Origin of the sequence: Pseudomonas sp. NPDC089743 (assembly GCF_044748785.1) — a bacterium.
Lineage (GTDB): Bacteria > Pseudomonadota > Gammaproteobacteria > Pseudomonadales > Pseudomonadaceae > Aquipseudomonas > Aquipseudomonas putida_X.
This window is the reverse complement of record NZ_JBIVGS010000022.1, coordinates 1-24,388: the sequence shown is the minus strand read 5'-3', so window position 1 is coordinate 24,388 and position 24,388 is coordinate 1. Positions and strand designations below refer to the sequence as shown.

Annotated in this window: 19 protein-coding genes and 2 tRNA genes; 16 read left to right on the top strand and 5 right to left on the bottom strand. The window is 57.0% G+C overall.

Annotated elements, in window-relative coordinates; translation table 11 throughout:
- Positions 1–10: 10 nt before the first annotated feature.
- Positions 11–1,669, bottom strand: coding sequence for an OFA family MFS transporter (locus ACIPZC_RS24485; RefSeq protein WP_241805579.1), 1,659 nt, complete (start codon positions 1,667–1,669; stop codon positions 11–13).
- Positions 1,670–2,039: 370 nt separating this feature from the next.
- Between ACIPZC_RS24485 and ACIPZC_RS24480 the strand changes: the two genes are divergently transcribed.
- The 6 genes from ACIPZC_RS24480 (at position 2,040) to ACIPZC_RS24455 (ending at position 7,480) form a co-directional block, all read left to right on the top strand.
- Complete coding sequence (locus tag ACIPZC_RS24480) at positions 2,040–4,283, top strand: AsmA family protein (RefSeq protein WP_400630063.1); 2,244 nt, start codon at positions 2,040–2,042, stop codon at positions 4,281–4,283.
- The gene (gene mutY, locus ACIPZC_RS24475; RefSeq protein WP_400630061.1) at positions 4,280–5,347 is read left to right on the top strand and encodes an A/G-specific adenine glycosylase; all 1,068 of its coding nucleotides are present in this window, start codon (positions 4,280–4,282) and stop codon (positions 5,345–5,347) included. The genes ACIPZC_RS24480 and mutY overlap by 4 nt, the downstream gene beginning before the upstream one ends.
- Positions 5,344–5,616 carry an oxidative damage protection protein gene (locus ACIPZC_RS24470; RefSeq protein ID WP_125924973.1) on the top strand — a complete coding sequence of 91 codons (273 nt, stop codon included), beginning with the start codon at positions 5,344–5,346 and terminating at the stop codon, positions 5,614–5,616. Before mutY ends, ACIPZC_RS24470 begins: the two co-directional genes overlap by 4 nt.
- A 90-nt stretch (positions 5,617–5,706) precedes the next feature.
- Positions 5,707–5,782, top strand: a tRNA-Phe gene (locus ACIPZC_RS24465).
- A 190-nt stretch (positions 5,783–5,972) separates the two neighbouring features.
- Positions 5,973–6,962 (top strand): polyphosphate kinase 2, encoded by a 990-nt coding sequence (ppk2, locus tag ACIPZC_RS24460; RefSeq protein ID WP_241805576.1) that lies wholly within the window; start codon positions 5,973–5,975, stop codon positions 6,960–6,962.
- A gap of 74 nt (positions 6,963–7,036) precedes the next feature.
- Positions 7,037–7,480 carry a hypothetical protein gene (locus tag ACIPZC_RS24455; protein ID WP_400630058.1) on the top strand — a complete coding sequence of 148 codons (444 nt, stop codon included), beginning with the start codon at positions 7,037–7,039 and terminating at the stop codon, positions 7,478–7,480.
- A 227-nt stretch (positions 7,481–7,707) separates the two neighbouring features.
- On the opposite strand, the gene gabP is transcribed toward ACIPZC_RS24455, so the two are convergent.
- A complete protein-coding gene (gabP, locus tag ACIPZC_RS24450; RefSeq protein WP_241805574.1) occupies positions 7,708–9,093 on the bottom strand; it encodes a GABA permease in 1,386 nt (461 codons plus the stop codon).
- Between the two features lie 640 nt (positions 9,094–9,733).
- Between gabP and ACIPZC_RS24445 the strand changes: the two genes are divergently transcribed.
- The 5 genes from ACIPZC_RS24445 (at position 9,734) to ACIPZC_RS24425 (ending at position 13,998) form a co-directional block, all read left to right on the top strand.
- Positions 9,734–10,507, top strand: coding sequence for an ABC transporter ATP-binding protein (locus ACIPZC_RS24445; RefSeq protein ID WP_012316684.1), 774 nt, complete (start codon positions 9,734–9,736; stop codon positions 10,505–10,507).
- A gap of 11 nt (positions 10,508–10,518) precedes the next feature.
- Positions 10,519–11,271: an ABC transporter substrate-binding protein gene (locus ACIPZC_RS24440; RefSeq protein ID WP_115273105.1), complete on the top strand. Its 753-nt coding sequence runs from the start codon at positions 10,519–10,521 to the stop codon at positions 11,269–11,271.
- Positions 11,272–11,326: 55 nt separating this feature from the next.
- Positions 11,327–12,022 carry an ABC transporter permease gene (locus tag ACIPZC_RS24435; protein WP_241805573.1) on the top strand — a complete coding sequence of 232 codons (696 nt, stop codon included), beginning with the start codon at positions 11,327–11,329 and terminating at the stop codon, positions 12,020–12,022.
- Positions 12,019–12,708 (top strand): ABC transporter permease, encoded by a 690-nt coding sequence (locus tag ACIPZC_RS24430; protein ID WP_012316687.1) that lies wholly within the window; start codon positions 12,019–12,021, stop codon positions 12,706–12,708. The genes ACIPZC_RS24435 and ACIPZC_RS24430 overlap by 4 nt, the downstream gene beginning before the upstream one ends.
- Before the next feature lie 84 nt (positions 12,709–12,792).
- On the top strand, positions 12,793–13,998 hold the full coding sequence (locus tag ACIPZC_RS24425; RefSeq protein WP_400630055.1) for a methyltransferase: 1,206 nt from the start codon (positions 12,793–12,795) through the stop codon (positions 13,996–13,998).
- A 282-nt stretch (positions 13,999–14,280) separates the two neighbouring features.
- Here the strand turns inward: ACIPZC_RS24425 and ACIPZC_RS24420 are convergent, their stop codons facing one another.
- Together ACIPZC_RS24420 and ACIPZC_RS24415 are read right to left on the bottom strand one after the other, a co-directional pair.
- Positions 14,281–14,553, bottom strand: coding sequence for a DUF3077 domain-containing protein (locus ACIPZC_RS24420; protein WP_241805570.1), 273 nt, complete (start codon positions 14,551–14,553; stop codon positions 14,281–14,283).
- Positions 14,550–14,825, bottom strand: a complete 276-nt coding sequence (locus tag ACIPZC_RS24415) for a hypothetical protein (protein ID WP_267819407.1) — start codon at positions 14,823–14,825, stop codon at positions 14,550–14,552. Before ACIPZC_RS24415 ends, ACIPZC_RS24420 begins: the two co-directional genes overlap by 4 nt.
- A 544-nt stretch (positions 14,826–15,369) precedes the next feature.
- On the opposite strand from ACIPZC_RS24415, the gene ACIPZC_RS24410 reads away from it, so the two are divergent.
- From ACIPZC_RS24410 to ACIPZC_RS24395, 4 genes are all read left to right on the top strand, one after another.
- Positions 15,370–15,624 (top strand): hypothetical protein, encoded by a 255-nt coding sequence (locus ACIPZC_RS24410; protein ID WP_349975971.1) that lies wholly within the window; start codon positions 15,370–15,372, stop codon positions 15,622–15,624.
- A 98-nt stretch (positions 15,625–15,722) separates the two neighbouring features.
- Positions 15,723–15,798 (top strand) — tRNA-Thr (locus ACIPZC_RS24405).
- Positions 15,799–16,086: 288 nt separating this feature from the next.
- Positions 16,087–16,410: a helix-turn-helix domain-containing protein gene (locus ACIPZC_RS24400; protein ID WP_011953230.1), complete on the top strand. Its 324-nt coding sequence runs from the start codon at positions 16,087–16,089 to the stop codon at positions 16,408–16,410.
- Between the two features lie 1,485 nt (positions 16,411–17,895).
- On the top strand, positions 17,896–19,521 hold the full coding sequence (locus ACIPZC_RS24395) for a TIGR04141 family sporadically distributed protein (protein WP_400630052.1): 1,626 nt from the start codon (positions 17,896–17,898) through the stop codon (positions 19,519–19,521).
- Positions 19,522–19,707: 186 nt separating this feature from the next.
- Here the strand turns inward: ACIPZC_RS24395 and ACIPZC_RS24390 are convergent, their stop codons facing one another.
- Positions 19,708–22,938, bottom strand: coding sequence for an RNA-directed DNA polymerase (locus ACIPZC_RS24390; protein WP_400630050.1), 3,231 nt, complete (start codon positions 22,936–22,938; stop codon positions 19,708–19,710).
- A gap of 537 nt (positions 22,939–23,475) precedes the next feature.
- Between ACIPZC_RS24390 and ACIPZC_RS24385 the strand changes: the two genes are divergently transcribed.
- Entirely contained in the window at positions 23,476–24,123 is a 648-nt protein-coding gene (locus ACIPZC_RS24385) for a hypothetical protein (protein WP_400630048.1), read from the top strand.
- Positions 24,124–24,388: the final 265 nt, after the last annotated feature.

Below are 24,388 nucleotides of genomic sequence, written 5' to 3'. Positions count from 1 at the left end.
GTCATACCCCTTAGTGGAACAACACCGCCGTCTTCTGCAGGGTAATCCACACCCCCCAAGCCAGCGGAATCACCACTACCGCCCACGCGATCAGCACCAGCGGCAGGCTGCCAGGCGCTGCATGCCACTCCAGCGCACGGGCGCCATCGGCACCTTTGTCGTGGCTCAGGGCACGCTCGGCCGCAAGCTCGGCATCGCTCATGAAGTGCTTGTCGGCTACCGGGCGCACCAGCAAGTTGCAGACGAAGCCCAGCACCAGCAGGCCAGCGAGGATGTACAGGGTCATGTCATAAGCCGCCGCACGCTCCACACCCGCGGCCAACTGATACTCACGCAGGTAAGTGATCAGCACCGGGCCCAGCACGCCAGCAGCGGCCCAGGCCGTCAGCAGGCGGCCGTGGATGGCACCGACCATCTGCGTGCCGAACAGGTCAGCCAGGTAGGCCGGCACCGTGGCGAAGCCACCGCCGTACATGGACAGGATGATGCAGAAGGCCGCCACGAACAGTGCCACGTTGCCCAGATGGCCCATGTTCGGCACCAGGCTGTAGAGGCCCACACCCAGGGCGAAGAAGGCAAAGTAGGTGTTCTTGCGGCCGATGTAGTCCGAGAACGATGCCCAGAAGAACCGCCCACCGATGTTGAACAGGCTCAGCAGGCCGGTGAAGCCCGCGGCAATGGCGGCAATCTGCGCCAATTGTGCGGCGTTCAGCTCGCTGAAGCTCAGCTCGTTGCCCAGCAGCTTGCCAGCGAACACTTCCTGCAGCAGCGGCGACGCCATGCCCAGGATGCCGATGCCTGCAGAAACGTTCAGGCACAGCACCAGCCAGATCAGCGCGAATTGTGGGGTTTTCCAGGCAACGCTGACGTGCACGTGACGGTCGGTGACCATCGCATTGGCTTTCTTCACCGGCGCAGTCCAGCCTTCTGGCTTCCAGCCGGTCGGCGGCACGCGGTACGCCAGGGCGCCAGCGGTCATGAACACGAAGTAGATCGCTGCCATGACCACGAAACTCTGCCATACGCCGACTTCATGCTCATTGCCGAAATGCCCCATCAGCGCTGTGGCCAGCGGTGCACCGACCATGGCACCGCCGCCAAAGCCCATGATCGCCATGCCAGTGGCCATGCCGCGCTTGTCCGGGAACCACTTGATCAAGGTCGAAACCGGCGAGATATAACCCAGGCCCAGGCCGATACCGCCGATCACCCCGGAGCCCAGCCACATCAGCCACAACTGATGGGTCTTCACGCCAATCGCCGAAATCAGCATGCCGCCGCACCAGCACAGGGCCGACACCAGGCCCGCCTTACGCGGCCCTGCGTGCTCCAACCAACCGCCCAGCACCGCCGCCGAGCAACCCAGGAACACGAAGAACAGGGTGTAGATCCAGCTCAGCATGGAAATGGGCCAGTCGCACTCGGCGCTGAACATGCGAGCAATGAAGCCCATGTCCGCCGAGCACGCTACCGGGGCGGTAATGCCGATGGCTTGGGAAAGCGGCAACCAGAACACGGAAAAACCGTAGGCCATGCCGATACACAGGTGAATGGCCAGCGCGGCCGGGGGTACCAGCCAGCGGTTGAAACCGGGGCGGGCGATGATGCGCTCCTTCGACAAGAAGCTTGGCGCGCTGGCCACCGCTCCTGCCGTGATACTGCTGTTCATGGATGTGATCCTTTTGTAGGTAGACGATGCGTGCGCATTGAATGCCCGGCTCTTTTGCTGGCACGTAAGGCTCGGCCGTTTCATGGCAACGTTCCGCGACAATACGTCGCGGCCGCTTCGCAGGCGCCGAAAGAGTACCAGTTCGCCTATGACATGAAAGCAATCTGATATCGTTATTTTTCGAACGGCTGAATCGGTATTGCTGGCGGTACAGGTAAAAGGAACTGCCCAAACCACAACTGTCGAAAGCCACAACACCTGATCAATCGGTAGGAAATGCTCTGTATCTCTTGTCGAGTACGCTGGGCATACCACTGCGGCGCTATACTCTGGCGCTTGAAAATCAAATACGGACTACAAGGACTCGCCCATGAAAGCGTTCGGCAAACTCCTGGGACTGGGGCTTCTCGGGTTGCTGCTGATCATCGTGGCGCTGGGCTTCGCCCTGACCCACCTCTTCGATCCCAACGACTATAAAGACGAGATCCGCCAGTTGGCGCGCGACAAGGCCCACGTCGAGCTGACCCTCAATGGCGACATCGGCTGGAGCCTGTTCCCCTGGCTGGGCCTGGAGCTTCACGAAGCCAGCATCGCCACCTTGAACAAGCCCAAGGAGCCGTTCGCCGACCTGCAGATGCTTGGCCTGTCGGTCCGCGTGCTGCCCTTGCTGCGCCGTGAAGTGCAGATGAGCGATGTGCGCGTCGAAGGCCTGAACCTGACCCTGAACCGTGATGAACAGGGCCATGGCAACTGGGAAGACATCGGCAAACCGCTGCCTGCGCAAACCGGCGCAACCGCCAGTGCACCTGCGCCTGCAGATCAGCCCAACGCCTCTGCGGAAAGCAGCAGCGAACGTGCGGTCAAGCTCGACATCGACAGCCTGACCGTGAACAACGCCCGCGTGCACTACAGCGATGCCAAGACCGGCCAGAGCTACAGCGCCGAAAGCATCCAGCTGAGCACCGGCCCGATTCACGAGGGTGCGAACATCCCGCTCAAGGCCAGCGCCTTCCTCAGCGCCAGCCAGCCGAACATGAAGGCACGCACCGAACTTGCCGGCGAGCTGCGTTTTGACCGCAAGCTCAAGCGCTACAACTTCGAGGACATGCGCCTGTCCGGCGAAACCTCGGGCGAGCCGCTGGCCGGCAAGACTATGACCTTCGCGGCCCAAGGCCAGCTGCTGGTCGACATGGCAGCCAACGTCGCCACCTGGAACGGCCTGAAAATCTCCGCCAACCAGCTGCGCGCACTGGGCGAACTCAACCTGCGCGACCTGGACAAGACGCCGCAGCTCAGCGGTGGGCTGTCCATCGCGCAGTTCGACCTGCGCACCTTCCTCGATGGCATCGGCCACCCCCTGCCGGCCACCAGCGACCCCGCCGCCTTCAACAAGCTGGAGCTGGTCAGCCGCCTGCAGGGCACGCCAAACAGCCTGGCCCTGGAAGACCTCGCGGTAAAACTCGACGACAGCACCTTCACCGGCCGCGTTGCCGTCGAGGACTTTGCCAAGCAAGCGTTGCGCTTGCAGCTCAAGGCCGACACGTTCGACGCCGACCGCTACATGCCGGCCAAGAGCGATGAAGCCAAGGGTGCCACCGCAGCGCGCCAGAACGAGGTCAAGCAACAGGAAGCCAGCGCCATCGCCGGTGCCGGCAGTTCTCCGCTGCCTAACGCCCCCACCCAGGTCGCCTGGAGCAACGACAAGCTGCTGCCGGTGGACCGCCTGCGCACGCTCGACCTGCAGGCCGACCTGGCCTTCGGCTCACTGACCCTGGACAAGCTGCCGATCAACGACGCGCAACTGCAAGCGAACGGCCAGGGCGGCCTGATCACCCTGCAGACCCTGCGCGGCGGCCTCTATAACGGCAGCTTCGAAGCCAAAGGCACCGTCGATGTGCGCCCAGCCGTGCCGCAGATTGGCGTCAATACCAAGATCAACCGCGTGCCGGTTGAGCACTTCATCAAGGCTGAAGACAAAGACCAGGCCCCGCCGGTCAAAGGCCTGCTGACCCTCAGCAGCGACCTCACAGCCACCGGTAACAGCCAGAAGGCACTGGTGGACACCCTCAACGGCAACGCAAACTTCACCATCAACGACGGCGTACTGGTCAACGCCAACCTGGAACAGCAGCTCTGCCAGGCCATCGCTACGCTGAACCGCAAGACCCTCAGCGGCGAGCCACGCGGAAAGGACACACCGTTCCAGGAGTTGCGCGGCAGCCTGGTGGTGCGCAACGGCGTGGCCAGCAACCCGGACCTCAAGGCACGCATCCCAGGCCTGACCGTCAACGGCCACGGCGACCTGGACCTGCGCGTGCTCGGCATGGACTACAACGTCGGAGTGATCGTCGAAGGTGACCAGCGCGCCATGCCCGACCCGGCCTGCCAGGTCAATGAGCGTTACGTTGGCGTCGAACTGCCGCTGCGTTGCCGTGGCCCGCTGGAGCTTGGCGCCAAGGCCTGCCGCCTTGACCAGGACGGCCTGGGCAAGGTTGCCGCCAAGCTGGCCGGCAACCGCCTCAAAGACAAGATCGATGAAAAACTTGATGAAAAACTCGGAGACAAAGTGAGCCCAGAATTGAAAGACGCGCTCAAGGGGCTGTTCAAGCGATGAGCCCTGCGCAGTTCTCCAGCGCCGTGCTGGACTGGTACGACCAGCACGGCCGGCACGACCTGCCCTGGCAGCAAGGCATCAACCCTTACCGGGTGTGGGTGTCGGAAATCATGCTGCAACAGACCCAGGTCAGCACCGTGCTGAACTACTTCGACCGCTTCATGCAGGCCCTGCCCACCGTGCAGGCGCTGGCCGAAGCCCCGGAGGACGAGGTGCTGCACCTGTGGACCGGCCTGGGTTACTACACCCGCGCACGCAACCTGCAGAAGGCCGCGAAGATCGTCGTCGAGCAACACGGCGGCGAGTTTCCGCGCAGTGTCGAACAGCTTACCGAGCTGCCAGGTATCGGCCGCTCCACCGCCGGTGCCATTGCCAGCATCAGCATGGGTATCCGTGCGCCGATCCTCGACGGCAACGTCAAACGCGTGCTGGCCCGCTTCACCGCCCAGGCCGGTTACCCGGGCGAGCCGAAGGTGGCCAATGCCCTATGGGCCACTGCCGAGCGCTTCACCCCGCAACAACGCGCCAACCACTATACCCAGGCGATGATGGACCTGGGCGCCACGCTGTGCACCCGCAGCAAGCCAACTTGCCTGCTGTGCCCCGTGCGCAGCGGCTGCGAAGCGCACCTGCATGGCGAAGAAACGCGCTACCCCGAACCCAAACCGCGCAAGGCTCTGCCCCAGCGGCGCACGCTGATGCCGCTGTTGGCCAACCATGAAGGCGCCATCTTGCTGTACCGGCGCCCGTCCAGCGGCCTGTGGGGCGGCCTGTGGAGCCTGCCGGAGCTGGACGCCATCGAGCAGCTCGATGACCTGGCCTACCAGCATGGCCTGCGCCTGGCCGAAAGCCGCGCGCTGGACGGCCTGACCCATACCTTCAGCCATTTCCAGCTGGCGATCGAGCCATGGCTGGTGCGTGTCGACCCCGTCGGCCAGCACGTGGCCGAGGCCGACTGGCTCTGGTATAACCTCGCCACCCCGCCGCGCCTGGGCCTCGCCGCCCCGGTCAAAAAGCTGCTCAAACGCGCGGCCGACGAACTGATTGCAGGAGATGCCCGATGACCCGCACCGTGATGTGCCGCAAATACAAAGAACAACTGCCAGGCCTGGAGCGCCCGCCTTACCCCGGCGCCAAGGGCCAGGACATCTTCGAGCACATCTCGCAGCAAGCCTGGGCCGACTGGCAGAAGCACCAGACCATGCTGATCAACGAGAAGCGCCTGAACATGATGAACGCCGAGGACCGCAAGTTCCTTCAGGGCGAGATGGACAAGTTTTTCGCCGGCGAAGATTACGCGCAGGCGGAAGGTTACGTTCCACCGGCCGAATGACCCTGAAAATCGTAAGCGACGGAATTAATTTAAAATTTTTTCAAAAAGTCGTTGACGAGCGGTCTGGAAATCTATTTAATTCACCTCGTCGCCCAGATAGCTCAGTCGGTAGAGCAGAGGATTGAAAATCCTCGTGTCGGCGGTTCGACTCCGTCTCTGGGCACCACCTTCAGCTTCTGGTGGTTGCAAAGTTACCCGAAGCGACAACAAGAAACCCGCCCAGTGCGGGTTTTTTGTTGCCTGGAATTTTTCAGCCTGTTTGCCTACCCCGTAGCGTTGACCCGCATCAACTAACCCCCTCTCGCTCAAACCCACAATTGCAGTCGAACATTCGAATCGACCTCGCAAGGACCTCCATGAGCGAAGAATCCCCCCTCCTGCTCCCCGCCCCCGCAGAACCGACGCCCAGCACCGCACCAAAGCCTCGCGCCCGCCGCGCCCGCCAGCGCAAACCTGAGCCTTCCATCACCCAGGTCAGCCAGGAACCGGCGGCCCTGGAGGTGGCCAGCGCACCGAAAGGCAGCAACGAGGACAGCACCTCTGCCCGGCTGCCGGCGAGCTACCCCTACCCGACCCGCATGCGCCGCCAGGAATACGAAAAGGCCAAGCACGCGCTGCAGATCGAGTTGCTGAAGGTACAAAGCTGGGTCAAGGACACCGGCCAGCGCGTGGTGGTGCTGTTCGAAGGCCGGGATGCGGCAGGCAAGGGCGGCACCATCAAGCGCTTCATGGAACACCTGAACCCACGGGGTGCGCGCATCGTCGCGCTGGAGAAACCTTCCGAGCAGGAAAAGGGCCAGTGGTATTTCCAGCGCTACATCCAACACCTGCCCACGGCGGGTGAAATGGTGTTCTTCGACCGCTCCTGGTACAACCGCGCCGGGGTCGAGAAGGTGATGGAATTCTGCACACCGCTGCAGTACCTGGAGTTCATGCGCCAGGCCCCGGACCTGGAGCGCATGCTGTGCAACAGCGGCATCCTGCTGTTCAAGTACTGGTTTTCGGTGAACCGCGAAGAGCAGCTGCGCCGCTTCATCTCACGCCGGGACGACCCGCTCAAGCACTGGAAGCTCTCGCCTATCGACATCAAGTCACTGGATAAGTGGGAGGACTACACCGCCGCCAAGGAGGCGATGTTCTTCCACACCGACACTGGCGATGCACCGTGGACGGTGATCAAGTCCGATGACAAGAAGCGTGCGCGGATCAACTGCATCCGGCATTTCCTGCATTCGCTGGATTACCCGGGCAAGGACCCCAGCGTGGCGTACGCGCCGGATGACTTGCTGGTTGGCCGGGCTTCGCGCGGGTTCGAGGAGGATGAAAGTTGTACGCCTGAGCGCTGAATGGCCGGGGCTTGGGTTTCCCCGGCAATTAGGCTTCAATACGCACATTTTCGCCCCCAAGGATTTCCCGCCCCATGGCCACCAATACCAAGCAACAGAAACGCGCCAAACGCGCCGCCAGCAAGGCCAAGCAAAACCGCATGGTACGCAGCGGCCAGGCCGTGAAACCCAGCGCCGGTGACAGCGCCAGTGTCGAGCAGGTGTTCAACAAGGCCATGGAAACCGACAGCTACAAAGAGCTGTTCGTGAAGATGAAGGCCGCCCAGGAGACCAGCCTGGTTTCGATGATCTCGGTGTTCCTGGTGGACCCGCTGCTGGCACTGGTGCTCAAGGGCCACAAGGAAGAGCACGCCACCGACTACATCGTGCTGGTGTTCAACGCTTATCGCACCTGGCTCGATGGCGCCGACGAAGACACCACCATGGCCTGGCTGGAGAGCGACGAGTTCCAGGAAGCCTATATCGCCGCTTCCGAATTGGTGGCCAAGCAGCAACAGCAGCAGAAACAGTTCGGCTGAGTGCTCACCGGCCCTGGCAGCGCAAATTCGATGCCCTTGCCGGTGAGTTTTTGCGACACCGTCTGTGCTGCGCTGCCTAACCCTGTGGAAACAACTGTCTTGCCCAATTTCCAAAAGCCGGCGCAGTCCATGTAGGAGCCGGCTAGCCGGCGATAGGGCCAGCCCAGGCACACAAAAAAGGCCGCACCCTTCACAGGGCGCGGCCTTTGCATTTCAGCCAGCGCGGATCAGTGATCCAGCGCCACCCGCCCGGCAACCTGCCGCTTGCGTTGCACCAGCAAGCCAGCCGCCACAACACCAATACTCAGCAGTGCAGTCGCAATGATCTCCGCTCGGTGATCCTCACGCAGCGCCATCACCACCAGCACGGCAACGATGAAGACAATGCTCGCCCAGGTCAGCCCCGGGAACAGCCACATCTTGAAGACGATCTTCTCACCACGCGCTTCACGCTGGCTACGCATGCGCAGCTGCGAAACGGCGATCACCAGGTAAACCAGCAGCGCGATGGCGCCGGAGCTCGCCAGCAGGAACTCGAACACCTGGGCAGGCGCCACGTAGTTGGCGAACACACACAGGAACGCCGCCGCGGTGGACAGCAACACGGCCACATGCGGGGTCGCCGCCTTGGTGGTGCGCTGGGCGATGGCCGGAGCATCACCACGCTTGCTCAACGAGAACAGCATGCGTGAGGAGGTGTACAGCGCCGAGTTCAAGCAGCTGGTTACAGCGATCAGCACCACGATGTCGACGATCAGCTTGGCATTCGGCACGCCGATGCGGCTCAGCACAGTCTGGTAGGAACCGGCCTCGGCCAGCGCCGGATCGTTCCACGGCACCAGGGCCACCACCAGGAAGATCGACACCAGGTAGAACAGGCAGATACGCCAGATCACCGAGTTGGTGGCACGGCTGATCTGCTTGCCCGGGTCTTTGGATTCGGCAGCAGCGATGGTGACGATCTCGGTACCCATGAACGAGAACATGGTGGTCAGCATGGCCGCCAGCACAGCGCCCAGGCCATTGGGCATGAAGCCCTGGGTGTCGAACAGGTGGCTGGCACCGCTGACCTGGCTGCTCGGCATCAGGCCGAACATGGCGATACAGCCCACAACGATGAAGCCAATGATCGCCAGCACCTTGAGCAGGGCGAACCAGAATTCGAACTCACCGTAGTTTTTCACACTGCACAGGTTGGTCAGGGTCAGCGCCAAGGTGATCAAAAGGGAGAAGGCCCAGAGGTCAACGGCGGGGAACCAGGCATGCAGGATGGCGGCGGCGGCGTTGGCCTCCAGCGGGATCACCAGCACCCAGAACCACCAGTACAGCCAGCCGATGGTGAAACCGGCCCAGCGGCCAATCGCGCGGTCGGCATAAGTGGAGAAGGAGCCGGTATCCGGCGAGGCGATCGCCATTTCACCCAGCATGCGCATCACCAGCACCACCAGGGTGCCGGCAGCGGCATAGGCCAGCAGCACGGCAGGGCCTGCAGCAGCGATGGCGTGGCCGGAGCCGACGAACAGGCCGGCGCCGATAACGCCAGCAATGGACAGCATGGTCACATGCCGTTGTTTGAGCCCCTGAGCGAGGTCATTGGAATTGTTACCGCTCATAAAACTACCTTTGTAAGGAGTGGACCACCCGACTGTGGGTTAAAGCGCGCCCTCGGTTGATTTAGGCGTCACTGCAATCGGCGGGTTGGATAGGGCAATAAGCGGGCCACCTGCCCCGGACATTCGTCGTATGGAGCTGGCAGGCCGCAAAAAGAGCGGCCTGCAGGCCATTCGGCCAAGTCCTGACCGAAAGGCCATCAAAAGCGGCAGGAAGGGTAAGATTACAGAAATACCCACTTACAATCGCACCAAAGGTGCTCCTCGGTAACACCTTTGCACCGTTGCAATGCAAAAAAGTGCAACCCTGCGGTACAACCCTTGGCTGCGGTTGGCCTATCGTTGGGTAGCCCCCGAATGCTCGCCAGCGACAGCACCTTTAGCCGCAAACGGCCCAAAAGCGCTTCCCAGTGCCGCCCAAAGCTGGCACCATCGCGCCTTTTTTCATCAAGGCTACGGCGCTGGGCGAGACCCTCGCGGACATCTGCGCGACGTTGCACTGCAGCGATGCGACAAACTGCCCCAGCATTGCCCAAAGCCCCTTGCGACCCTGTTGGCCGCCCTGATGCCGCTATGCTAGCTTGGCGCACGCCAGGAAGGCCGCCAACAGCTGGGAACGCACCCGAACACATGAGGACCGCACATGGCCCAGGCCACGCCCGCGCTGGAAATCCGCAACCTGCACAAACGCTACGGCGACCAGGAAATTCTCAAGGGCATTTCGCTGACCGCGCGTGACGGTGACGTGATCTCCATTCTGGGATCGTCCGGCTCCGGCAAGTCCACCCTGCTGCGCTGCATCAACCTGCTGGAAAACCCGCACCAGGGCGAAATCCTGGTTGCCGGTGAGGCTCTCAAGCTCAAGGCCGCCAAGAACGGCGACCTGATCGCTGCCGACAACCGCCAGATCAACCGCCTGCGCAGCGAAATCGGCTTCGTCTTCCAGAATTTCAACCTGTGGCCGCACATGTCGATCCTCGACAACATCATCGAGGCGCCACGCCGCGTGCTCGGCCAGAGCAAGGCCGAAGCCACCGAAGCGGCCGAAGCACTGCTGAACAAGGTCGGCATCTACGACAAACGCCACAGCTACCCCGCCCAGCTTTCCGGTGGCCAGCAGCAGCGTGCTGCTATCGCCCGCACCCTGGCCATGCGGCCTAAAGTCATCCTGTTCGATGAGCCCACCTCGGCGCTCGATCCGGAAATGGTCCAGGAAGTGCTTAACGTTATCCGCGCATTGGCCGAAGAAGGCCGTACCATGCTGCTGGTGACGCACGAGATGAACTTTGCCCGCCAGGTGTCCAGTGAAGTGGTTTTCCTGCACCAGGGCCTGGTTGAAGAGCAAGGATCGCCGCAGCAGGTCTTCGAAAACCCGACCTCGGCGCGTTGCAAGCAATTCATGTCCAGCCACCGCTAACGGAGCAACACATGCAGACTTACAAGAAATTCCTCCTGGCAGCTGCCGCCACGCTGGTGTTTTCGGCCAACGCCATGGCTGCAGAAAAACTGCGCATGGGTATCGAAGCGGCCTACCCGCCGTTCAACAACAAGGACGCCAGCGGTAACGTGGTCGGCTTCGACAAAGACATCGGCGACGCCCTGTGCGCCAAGATGAAAGTCGAGTGCTCGGTCGTCACCTCCGACTGGGACGGCATCATCCCGGCCCTCAACGCCAAGAAGTTCGACTTCCTGGTGTCGTCGCTGTCGATCACCGACGAGCGCAAGCAGGCCGTCGACTTCACCGACCCGTACTACTCCAACAAGCTGCAGTTCATCGCGCCGAAGAACGTCGACTTCAAGACCGACGCGTCCTACCTCAAAGGCAAGATCATCGGCACCCAGCGCGCCACGCTGGCCGGCACCTGGCTGGAAGACACCTACGGCAGCGATATCGACATCAAGCTGTACGACACCCAGGAAAACGCCTACCTCGACCTGATCTCTGGCCGAGTGGACGGCATCCTGGCCGACAAGTACGTGCAGTACGAGTGGCTCAAGAGCAAGGACGGCATGAACTTCGAGTTCAAAGGCGAGCCTGTGGTCGACAGCGACAAGATCGGCATCGCCGTACGCAAGGGCGACCCGCTGCGCGAGAAGCTGAACAAGGCCCTGGCAGAAATCAAGGCTGACGGAACGTACAAGAAGATCAACGACAAGTACTTCCCATTCAGCATCGAATGATTCGCCCCGACCAGCGCGCCCTTGCGGCGCGCCGGTCCCTAGAACGACCCTGCCCATGAATATCGACCTGCACGGATTCGGTCCGGCCCTGGCGGCTGGCACCTTGATGACCGTAAAACTGGCGCTTTGCGCCTTGCTGCTGGGGCTGGTCCTGGGCCTGCTCGGCGCCCTGGCCAAGACCTCCCCACTCAAGCCCCTGCAATGGCTTGGCGGCTTCTACTCGACCCTGGTTCGCGGCGTGCCCGAACTGCTCTGGGTACTGCTTATCTATTTCGGCACCGTCGGCCTGATGAACAGCCTCGGCGAAGCCCTCAACATGCCCGGCCTGGAACTCAGTGCCTTTGCCGCCGGCGTGATCGCCCTGGGCCTGTGCTTCGGCGCCTACGCCACTGAGGTATTCCGTGGCGCCATCCTGGCGATCCCCAAGGGCCACCGTGAAGCTGGCCTGGCGCTGGGCCTTTCCAAAGGGCGCATCCTTTCGCGGATCATCCTCCCGCAAATGTGGCGCATCGCCCTGCCGGGCCTTGGCAACCTGTTCATGATCCTGATGAAGGACACCGCCCTGGTATCGGTGATCGGCCTTGAAGAAATCATGCGCCACGCGCAGATCGGCGTGACCGTGACCAAGGAGCCGTTCACCTTCTACATGGTCGCAGCCTGCATCTACCTGGGCCTGACCGTGGTCGCCATGACCGGTATGCACTTCATGGAAAAACGCGCCGCTCGCGGCTTTGCGAGGGCCGAACAATGAACTGGGAAGTGATCATCAAGTGGCTGCCGCGCCTGGCCCAGGGTGCCACCCTGACCCTGGAGCTGGTAGCCATCGCGGTCGTTGCCGGGCTGATCCTGGCGATACCGCTGGGTATCGCCCGCTCGTCGCGGCACTGGTACGTGCGCGCCCTGCCCTTCAGCTACATCTTCTTCTTCCGCGGTACACCGCTGCTGGTGCAGCTGTTCCTGGTCTATTACGGCCTGGCGCAGTTCGACGCGGTGCGCTCGAGCAGCCTCTGGCCCTACCTGCGCGATCCGTTCTGGTGCACGGTGCTGACCATGACCCTGCACACTGCGGCCTATATCGCCGAGATTCTGCGCGGCGCGCTGCAGTCGATCCCCAAGGGTGAAATTGAAGCGGCGCGGGCGCTGGGCATGTCCCGTGGCAAGACGCTGTTCTACATCATGCTGCCCCGCGCTGCGCGCATCGGCCTGCCGGCCTACAGCAACGAAGTGATCCTGATGCTCAAGGCCAGCGCCCTGGCCAGTACGGTGACCCTGCTGGAGCTGACCGGCATGGCACGGACCATCATTGCCCGTACCTACCTGCCGGTGGAGATCTTCTTCGCTGCCGGGGTGTTCTACCTGGTGATCTCGTTCCTGCTGGTGCAAGGTTTCAAGCTGCTGGAACGCTGGTTGCGGGTGGATGCCTGCCAAGGGCGTTAACGACCACCGGGCTGCTCTGCTACCCACCGCCGTCAAGCCGGCTTGACGGCGGTGGGCCCTTCACCTCAACCAATGCCTAGCGCCATGCCCCCTTTTCTCCACAGCCACCAACTACGCGACCGCTTCCTGGCCCTCGACCAGTTCCTGACCGAGCACCAGCCGCTGTGGAAACCCAGGCCGTTCACCACCCTGCGCCTGCCCTGGGAAGCCGAACACCCCGCACTGTCCGCCCACCTGCGCCAATGCAGCCTGAGCGATGCCGAAGCCGACCTCGACCCACAAGGCGTGCCCGCGCCGTTTCCACACCTTGCCCAACAAGCCCAACGGCTGAGCGCCCTGGGCGAGCTGCCCGACATCGGCCTGCCGCCCGCCGCACACCGCCTGGACGTCAATGTTCCAGGCCGTAAGTGGCAGCAGATCGAGGCCTTCAGCCGCCGCCTGAGCTTCCACACGCAGACCCAGCACTGGCTGGACTGGTGCTCAGGCAAAGGCTACCTCGGCCGCCGCCTGCTGCAGCCCGGCCAGCAGCTGACCTGCCTGGAGTACGACGCCCAACTGGTCACCGCCGGCCAAGCGCTGAGTGACCACCACCAGCTACCGGCCACCCATGTGCACCAGGATGTGATGGCAGCGGACAGCCGCCGCCACCTGAGCAGCGACAAGAGCGTGGTCGCCCTGCATGCCTGCGGCGACCTGCATGTGCACTTGCTGCGTGTGGCCAGTGAGCAAGGCTGCCGCCATCTTGCCGTGGCGCCCTGCTGCTACAACCGCATCCAGGGCGAGCACTACCAGCCGTTATCCACAGCTGCTCAGCACTCGTCACTGCAACTGTCGCTGCTGGACCTGGGCCTGCCTCTAAGCGAGACCGTCACCGCCGGCGCCCGGGTTCGCCACCAGCGCGACTGCTCGATGGCCAGGCGCCTGGGCTTCGACCTGCTGCAGCGCCGCCAGCGCCAGTGTGATGAGTACCTGCCCACACCGTCATTGCCGGTGGCCTGGTTGGCCAAACCCTTCGAGCAGTACTGCCGCGATCTGGCCGCCCTGCGCGAGCTGGACCTGACCATCAACCCCGACTGGGATGCCCTGGAAGCCGAGGGCTGGCAACGCCTTGCCCAGGTGCGCAACCTGGAACGGGTACGCAACCTGTTCAGAAGGCCACTGGAAATGTGGCTGGTGCTCGACCGTGCCCTGTTTCTCGAAGCGCAAGGCTACGCCGTACGCCTGGGCACGTTCTGCGATTATCCACTCACCCCACGCAACCTGCTGCTGCTTGCCGAGCGCGACCATTAGCACGGCACAACCTGTGGATAAGTCTGTGAACAAGCTTGTGATGAATGGTTGGATCCAAGCGTTATTTCAACCGTTCGGCTTATTCCCGCTGCAGCTGCAACCCAAGTAAAAACAGGCCTTTGCGCAAAGACCAGCGGTGCATGGGATCGGCACGCCTTTCGCGCATGGCGCTGATGCCTCTTGTGCATAAACAAATATTCGATTAGGCAAATAGCGCTGGATTGGTGCGGCTACTGCCTGATTGTGGGCGCCGGCTTGCCGGGCCCACGGGTGCGTTGCAAGTCAGTGCAGCTTGTTCTTGGCCATCTCGATATCGTTCATCAACGCCTTGGCCAATACGCTGAGGTAATCGGCGGCGCCCAGTAGCTTGTGGTCATCTTCCATATCGCCTTCGCGCACCAGGTGTTTGATGTAGCCCAGCAATATCGAAACCTGTTCATAGGCGTGGTCTACAGGGATGCCGGGTTGTACGCGCAAGAGCTTCACGGGCGGGTTGCCGACTTCGAGAAACGTTTCGACACCGGCTGTGGTGAGGGGCTTTGTTTCAAGGCTCATGTGAACGACTCCCCATTCTGCGTATCGTCCCAGTTCCGCTTGGCGTGCTGGATCAATACATAGGCTGAGTAGGCCGCGTGGTTGGCGTTTGCCAGCAGGTTCAGGCCGGGCTCGCCGGCGTGGTCACGGCAGTGGTCGTCTAGGGTTTCGACTACGGCACGCAGGAGCTCGCCGGCGTGCGCGATGGCGTCGGTTGGGGAAATGTCGCTGTGGATGGTGAAGTACGGGGTGGTGATGAGAGGGCGAGGTGGGTCTGGAACGATTTTCTTCACTTTTGAGTTCCCTACATTCATTAAGGAGAACCCACCGCAATTCTTCTCACAGAAAAGTGGTGGCGACCGAACACGGGGTGAGAAACCGAGTGAATGTAGGAAGCTCGGCCAGACCGAGGTCTGCCCGTGCACGGTCACCATAAAAGCAGCCGGAACATTCAAACGGGTTTCTCACGCCCGGTCACCAGGAATTGGCGACCTGGGAACGGTATCCCTGGGGCACTTCCCCGCCAACAGTGAAGGTTCGGCAGCGCTCGTAGGATAATTCCCAAGTGCTCCGTTACTGAAGCATTTGGTTTTAGATTCAGAAATACCTTACAGCTGCGCTCCGAGCGAAAGAGCACCACCGTATTTGGGGGGCGTGTTTAACCTCGGAAAGGCCTGCACACTGATCACAGTGCGACGCAGATCCACCGCGAGCCCGGCCCAACGGTGTATGATCCGCCCCCAAATCACTGAAAAGCTACGTCGCGCGCTGCCCCGCCAGCCCCGCGACCGTCTGGCGTTGCGCCAGAATCGACATGGACTAACGGACCTCGACATCGTGCCTCACGCCAAATCCCTTGCCCTGCTGACCTTCTCCCTGGCCCTGACTGCCTGCGCCAATGGCAGCGGCACCACGCCACAGCACACCAGCAACCTGGACTGGAACACCCCCGGCATGCAACTGGGCGGCGACAACGGCCTGCCCCTGCGCGTAGAAAGCCCCTGCCGCAAGCGTGGCTGCGACAACGACAAGCTGTTCTTCAACCCCGGCAAGACCGAACCAAACGTCAACACCATCCACCGCGGCTGGTAAGAAATTTCTCCTTTTAGGCCGGTGACTTAGGTCATTTTCAAACAATCGCAAGGAAGTGGTTTACAGGCGCCAACCGATCGTTATAATGACGCCCCATTGCCGGTATAGCTCAGATGGTAGAGCAACTGACTTGTAATCAGTAGGTCCCGGGTTCGATTCCTGGTGCCGGCACCATACGCAGTATCAAAAAAGGCTCACCGAAAGGTGGGCCTTTTTTGTTTTCCCCCCGCAGCGCCCAATCCCCTGCCTTACAGATGCCCTGAAGCCACCACGATCGGTGTAGGAGCTGGCTTGCCTGCGATGGGCTGCGCAGCAGCCCCAACCACCCCAAGCAGAAGCAATTCTCTGATCACCAGCCCAGCTCACAAACAGACACACCCTCCAACACAAACGCTTTGACTAGCCAACCAATCCCCACTACGATTTATCGCAAATTTTAGATATTTCCGCCGAGGCAAGCCAATGGCGCTTCAATTCCACGAAAGCCCTTTCCACGCCACCCACGACGCAGATACCGCCAGCAAAATGGCCTTGAAAATGGACTTGTCCATTTTCATCACTGACTGCATCAAAAAAATGGGCCTCAAACAGCATGATGCCGCAGCCAAGCTGAACGTAACCCAATCCCGCATATCCGAGCTTGCAAATGGCAAGATCGAGAAATTCACCTTGGACGCCATGATGGACATGCTGGACAAGCTCGGCTTTCGCACAACCCTGACCCTGCCCTCAAACGATGCAGGTTCACCGCCCCAGATCGTGATCACCCAAACGCCTGGCAGCTAAACCCTGTATCCCATTTTTCTCAGTTCTTGCTTCAACTCCTTCATCCGCTGTTCGGCGACCTGCATCGGTAGCCCGCCGCACCACCGCATCAACTCGCTGTGAAGTTACCCACAGCCCCGCACGAAGCTCCTCCGCGCGGGTCCTTTCAAATGCGGCTGCAAAGCCGCCTCGTTTGAAAGGACCATACCTAAGAAAAAAACTGCTGGCACATCTTACGTCTGTGGGCAAACACTGATGTCCACCGGGGATAGTTTTATCCACAGGTGCTAAATCCCTGATATCGCGCTGCTTCACGAATATTGTCCACAAGCGTAGACCGGGAGTCGCAAGAGCTGTCGATGACAGCACCCCAGGGTGACCCGAACCTTAAAGGTCACGGCGCACCCGCGGTGGTTCACCCGCAAGTACGATTCGCGTCCGGCAGCTCCTACGGTCACTATCCATGTGATGGATGCCAACTCAATATCGTTGCCCCTGCGGCAACCACCCTACCCATCTGATCAGCAGCAACCTATTCGCTTGGCCATTTCGCGTGCGCCAACCTGCGCCCGTCTCTTTCTCCTGGAAAGAGACGGGCGCGTCTAACACTGCTGCAGCCCCCATCGCATTTGGCTCTGCGGCAACTTCACTCGTGACATCGGCGTGACAAACGCCGATGTCACCAGCAACAGCGCTTTAGATGATGGTGCCGCAGACCAAGGAATGGACTGCACCTGACTGACAGTCAGGCATGCCCCGGTCATCGCATCGATGCGTTCACCCGACTCAGGATCTCGCGGCACTGGTCTCGTCTGCCAATGCAGCCTCCACCCGCCCACCGGTAACGGTGCTCAGGAGGCCAGATCATGAGATGCCCTTGCTCCCGGTCGTAAGGAGCCGCCAGTCCCGCGTTAGAGGACATCCCCACAGGTCGCAGGGGCCTTGATCCCTGATAACACTCAGCATTCTTGGCGGGATGACGTGGGGACTACTCTAGATCTAGCTGCTAAAGGCTATTTCTAATAGCGTTGATTGAACGTCACGGTGAATTTGTGACGGGCAGCTGTGCCGTCCCGAGAACACTGCCCCGTACTGTTAATTTTCGTAATCGATTCAGTCGGACCCACTGCAGGCTGGAAAATGGATATCAGGCCCGGCCAAGCTGGCCGGCCAATGGTCAACCCTGATCCTGATAAGGCCCGCCAACCCAACATAGAAATCCTTATATTTCAATTAGTTAATTACATTATTGACTTTTTAGATGACACTCGAAACCTTGAGTGCAAGAAAACTACTTTCATCCACAACCTCATAAAAACAGCACGCGATGACACCACCATAGTTTTTAAGTCGATAGGCCGAGTTACCAATTAGTCATTACCGTCACAGGCTACCGCTACCATTGGCCTGTGTACCGACTAAACAGGGGTTGTCAAAGCTAGCAGATTGAAGCAATATCAATGAATAAAGGCTGATAGCCACTACACTAAGTTTAGGGAAGACGCGATGCCAGGGAAAAAATATCGCCATCTGAATATTTTCTTGAAAAAACCCGAAGTCACCTACAATGGCTTTGCTGATCTTCTCGCTGCGGACAAAGACGTAGTGGGATATGAGACCGCCTCAAACCTTGATCTTAATGGCGTGTTATACGTAAAGCGTGCAACTGAAAAAAAGCCAAATTGGTCAGACATAGCTGACGAAATTGCTGGACAAACCGTTGCGGATATCGGCAACAAATCCAGTTCCGCGGTTCTATTCATAAGGGTTGATAATGATGTATTTGCAATAGCATTCGGTTATGGCAGGCACTTAATAGATCTATCATTTTTTGTCCAAGATTTTGGGCTTAAAACAGCATTAAATACTCTTGATCATGAAAGCCTTCGAAGTGTTGATATACATACCCTTGACGATCAGCCTGTGCAGAAAAAGTCACAAGCCACGCGAGATTCTGAAATAAGTGTTTTTGGCATCGATATTTCTAAAGATATTTTGCGAGCGGTCACAGGCACTCCAAAAACCGGCGTCGAATTTAAGAATATATCGGGTGGTGACGCTATGTTTTCTTTCGGGATAGAAATGGAGATAGGCGATCTAACCGATATAGCCAGGACGCTGAAATCGCAATATCAAAAAAACGACTACAAAGCTAACTTTCTATGGGTTGACAACGTCAGAAAAGTCAAGGAAAAGTCTCAAATAGATCATTTTGATTCTATTCTATTGGCAGCCATTAAAGCTCGCGACTCAAATTTAGTTTTAACTTTGCCTGAAATTGAAAAGTGGGATTTAATCGCGGGGTTCAGCTTTACACGCACAAAATCAAATCAAACGCCCACAATTTCCACCGACCTATACTTGGCTAATATCGACGCCTCTAAGGTCTCAATCGAATCAATTAAACGGGACCAGCTACACGTTTTTGACATACACGACAATGAGTTTAGCCACTCGATTTACAAATGCATATACTACGAAGTTTCTGAAGCAAACAAAACCACAATAATTTTTGGTGGAACGTGGTATGAAATTGACAACTCGTTCATGGGAAGAACGAATGCAAGCTTGACGCAGATCGCCGTTTCACCTCTTCGATTCCCGCAAATTCATACATGGGAAGAAAGTAATAAATCCAAAATCGAAGCAGAGGGCGACTATAACATCAGAGCGGCTCAAGCGCATAGCTATTACTTACTAGATAAAAGACTTATTAAAAGTAACAAATCAACAAGCTCCATTGAGCTATGCGACCTGCTCACATCAGCAAAACAGTTTATCCATGTAAAGCATCGAAAAGGTGGTTCAGCCGGACTGAGTCATCTTTTTGCTCAAGGCAGTGTCGCTGCAGAAATATTGCTCGGAGACCGTGACTTTAGAAAATCAGCCAGAAAAGTTCTTGGCACGTTCGGTAATGCCGCTCGAGACCTCGTACCAATTGATAATTTTAAGAGCTCGGATTACGAGGTAGTATTTTTAATACTTGGAGATGAGCCAACCACGGTAAAAGATAACTTACCTTTTTTTAGCAAGGTAAATTTAGTGCGCGCCTACGACAATCTTTCCCAGCGCGGTTATACTGTATCCATTTCAGCCGCATCAAAAATAGAAAGACCTCAGGCCAACCCATGATTTATAAGTAGAGCCTTACACCTCATCAAGCCAGCGTGGCTGCCCGCGTAAACACTGTATACGGTTGCTTGCCTATGAGGGCTACGACACTAATGATGAGGCGTGATAAGGGCTGCAAATAAATCGCAAGCAGGCAGGCCAGCAACCATACTAATAAGAGCAATTGATGCTGGCGCCCCTACACTATTACTTCGGAGGAAGTCTTCTTCGGCGATGGCTCAGCTTGAAGCCCTCAGGTAGTGGCTTGAATAGATCATCGCTTTGAGGCCATCTTTTTGCCCGGCTTTGGAACGCTCGAAGCGCGTCTATATCCAAAGTTGCCGCAATGATAAAATCATTATCGCCACCACGTACGCGAGCCAACTCTCGCATATGGGGCTCTTTAGAAGGCGCCCTCACGCGACTATCCCCATACTTCCTGTTGTTAGCCAAAATAGTATATGCATGGACATCTAGAGCAGCCGACTCTATAAGTGCCGAAAAAGTCTCAAGATCCTTATTCCAGCTCAACACCATAAGAGCATCAATCTTGCCTTGAAAGTCTACTCTCGCCTTACTATTTTGCAGTTCCGAACAAACCATAACCCCAAAACAAGCGCCATTGTGAATATAAACTGGCTTGCTCGAATTTTTTTTCAGTTTTCCGTAAGCCCAGTACTTACCATAAATTGCAGTAAGCTGCTGATCCTCACCTACGGCAGGTTGAAGCTTAGGCTGCCTAATTATAACGGAGGCAGGGAAGCCAAGACGATTGTCAGCTAGGACAAGATATGCCTCACTAATCACTTTGTTCTTTGGATAATGCCGATACTCAGTACCGGCTACCAAACTAATTCCTACAGCGCTAAGTCTCCCTGCTATACTATCAACCCACCTCAACGGTACAGAAAGTTCTGGAAAAAGCACGTAGTCTGGCTTTGGGCTAAGCTGAATAGCTTGATTAACAAGTTCGGCAATTCTGCTGTATCTTTCCAACGAGAGATTTGGCTTATCACAAGCCGTAGCCGCCCAGGAACAATCATCTGTTTTAATATTAGTTAAAGCCACTACAATTTTTGACTTTCGCTTAGTCCCTATATGCAAATAATTTCCTACATCTGTTGCTTCGCTCTTCCCCTCCTGCTCTAACGCTAGCAATGTAGGCTGTATCCAAACTCCTCTTAGAGCCTGCACGTATTTCGCCCAAATAGCCGCCGGACTTTCTGTGAACACCTCACGACTATTCCCCGGAAGCCCTACACATTCAGGGGCAAGTTCTGCAATTTCAGCTGGCGTAAGTGGCCTTGTTGGAAATAGATAAGGCATTAAGCTCTCTTGTTTGCGTGCCGCCGCCGTTACCTTGTGGAGCCGAGATCGTCTGGTTGACTTCAAAAACAGCTTCAAAGCATCAACATCAATTAGTTCAGAACTTGCCAGTAAACTAGAAATGAATTTTTCATCATTCCCTGAATTCTCAACAACTAAATCTTGGACTGACCGAATATTTAAAATACGCTTATAAGGCTCTTTAGCGAGATCTGCCATAGCAATTAGAGGCGCCTTTTTATAAAAATCTTCTGAACCTATTCGAAAATCCAATATATCTCCGAAATCAGTCAACGCCTCAATAATCACTTGTAAAAACAATTCAGCTAAACGTGCCTCCTTCTTAGGACGATTTTGATTTAGCAGCTTCTTGGGATCGTAGTAACGAGCAGCCGCGTCGACAAACATCCAAGCGAGCGTTCCTTTTACATAACGCCAAAGCTCATTACCTGCTTTTGCTTCAGTGCCATTTAAACCAATTAACTTACCCGGTTTAACATGTGCCGCCAACTGGTCAATCGCGGAAAATGCGCGTACTACAATCTGCTCTGCGTGCTCCCACTCATTCAAACTGATTGCAAAACCAAGGAGCCTAGGCAAGTAGACAAAGTGAGCAAAAATATTCTCAGGCCGTACAATATGGTTGTGTGCGAACTGATAAAATTCCTCACGCTGCTTCACCCACTCATTTGGAGGTAAATCTCTCGCCAGCGTCTCTACATGACGCAATTGCAAAGACCAGCTCAGCCTCCGAATTGTCAGCCCATCTGCTCTTCGCAGAGTGTCTGCCTGATCACCTACACTCCCTGCTGCTGAAAGCACTCGAGCTGCTGTAGAATCCTCCAGCTGATCTGGAGAAGGCATCAAGCGATGCTCGCTAGACAGCTCGTAAATCTCTTTCTCTATGCTATCTAGCAAATCAAGTCCAGCTCGACCATGCAGGACAAATAGCTTCTGTTTCTCTGCCTGCAGCTTGATCTTAGTTTTCTTTTGCAACTCCTCCCCTTGCTGAATTTCCCACAATTTTTCGTCTTTATTACGTTGCCTTCCCTCGTCGTCCGATTCTTGAAAAATGCAATCCTCACCTAATCGGCTCTGCAAAAAGAACATGAATTCTTTAGCACTGGTAATATTCCCTGTATCATGTAGCACGATAAACATATCATCTACATACCTACCATAATGGATAGGAGCAATTTCTTCTCTTATCAATCTATCCCAGTGGCTCAACAACACATTAGATATTATTCGAGTTGCCGTCAAACCAATCACCAGTCCACCTGGGATCTCAACAGCTTCTTTAACCAGTTTTTCGCTAAAATCCTGCGCCCCCTTTGACCAGTTCGACAGAAACTGCGCCAACACCTTGGTAAACTGTTGTTCATCCCTTGAAAGTTCGACCCCTAATTTTTTCTGTAGCTCCGGAGCAGCAATTGCAAGTGGATCTACAAAATGATAGTAACTTTTCAGGTCCAAGGACACAGCAATCACATCTCGATCTTTCTCAAGCTCGTATCGAATTGCTCTCAAGCCATCATTACGCCATTTTTGGTAAGGTTGGAAGTATGGAGTAAATGAACCAACTGCTCGCACATGAAATGGTTTATGGGAATTTTTATCTAAACTTTCGTCATCCCTAATGCGTTTCAGACGGGCCCCATAGCAATCTTGACCTAGACAAGCATCAAACTTGTGGCCCACCATGTTTATCCAAAGTGCAGAGACCACATGCGCATCTACTGGAAAATCGCCAACTATCCGAAACTCCGGAATGACATCACTATTGCTTTTTATATGTTCAAACGCTCTCACTGGGCAAGAAAAATGAATATGCCCCTTAGAGCCATTTCGCTTAGGATCAATGCTAAGTTTTTTGGGGAGAATTCGATATTCACCTAGCATTCTATCGTGATCAAAAAAGCCAGACTTTGATCTCAATCTTTCCAACAATAAATTGAGATTACCAAGTAAGTCTTGCTCATACTCTGCAAACTTAATGGCAGCCGGAAATGTATTCTCAAAAAAACAGTCAGCCTTTGCTTTTCTATAGGCAACTAGTAAATCTTCAATCGTTAGCTTGCCCCAACCGTTAAAAACCGCCGCATACCCCATACGTTCTTCCTTGCAACAAGACTATTGTGATAGCTGTGAGTTTAATGCAGAGCATCCTCTCTAAACAAGCTCACAAGCTATCGCCTAATAGATCCCAAAATTAATAAGTAAAAAATCAGCAGCCATTCAGAGATGGCCAACTTATTTCGGCAATTCCGTATGGACAGTTGAAGCTGAGCCGCAGCAGCTAATAAATCTCATCCCCCCAACGTAGGCGAGACCTGCCCCCTTCGCGAGATTACTGATTTGTAAGGGTATTTTTAGCGATAGATTTTTGAATCGAACCTAATAATACTCATAAAAATCAATAAGTTGTCTCATTTTTCGATTCCTGGTGCCACCATATAGATGAACGACTTGCCCTCGGCATTGACCTGTGCAGGAGCGTCAAAATCTGGTCTAGTTTCATCGGGAGATTCTGAGCGAGCGTGCGGCCGGAACAGACCTATACAAGGCCGGCAGCCCAAGGATCACACACCATAGCGCCAGCACCACCACGCGACATCAACGTAACCAGCTGTCTGAGGCTAATCCTCAATGAAGCGCAAGAGCAAGACCCTAACCCCTGACAAAGGCTGCAGCCCTCAGGCTTCCAACCTGAAGGAAACGCCAGTATCCAAGGCGTTGGACACCGTTCAGCCCGATAGCCGGCTTGGAAAGCTGTGGGCGTTTGCATCGCCAGATGTGCCGGTTCACGACCTGCATGTCCGTCAAGAACTGGATTACCTGGTCGTACAAGCGACCAAAATACCTTTGGAGAAGGTTGATAGGGCCGTCGCAGAAACCTTCGCGCTTTTGTTTTGGTACAAAAACGAAGATATGCATGAAGCCTTGGAAGACCGCCTCAAAACGCCTGGGCTCGCTCCCGTCAGGAAGCGCCGGCTCATGTATCTGGTGGATCGGCTTCGCCGATTCCCCTGCATGAAACCGGAGCGGGCCGATCAGATGAAGAAACTGGTCGCCAAATGGCAAAGTCTGTCGCGCAACGTGAACGAAAGGCTGCTGGCAAAGGCGCAGCAACTCAATCGATACGACAAGGTTGCCGTCGCATGGGGCGTGGCTGAACCTGTGGGACACCTTATGAGTATGGTCCTTGAACTGCAGACCCGACATTTTGTGGACGCTCACCGGCTACCCAATGGGAATGACACGTTGGCAGCACGCCACAGCGGTTCACGCCAGTGACATTTGCCAGCCCTCCATAGAGGCCCGCCGATGCGGAATCTGTCCCGAGAGGTGGCGTAATTCATCGTGGCTTGGCCGCTGAGGGTGATTACAGACCCTCTCCGCCCGGTTCTTGTGTACCGATGTCACCTGACAATAACCTAATGCGTATCTACCGCCGCCGCCCGAAAATCGAGTAGGAGGCGGGTTCACACCCGCCGTCCTCTCACACCACCGTGCGTACGGTTCCGTACACGGCGGTTCAGGCTGTGCGGCTAAGCCGGTT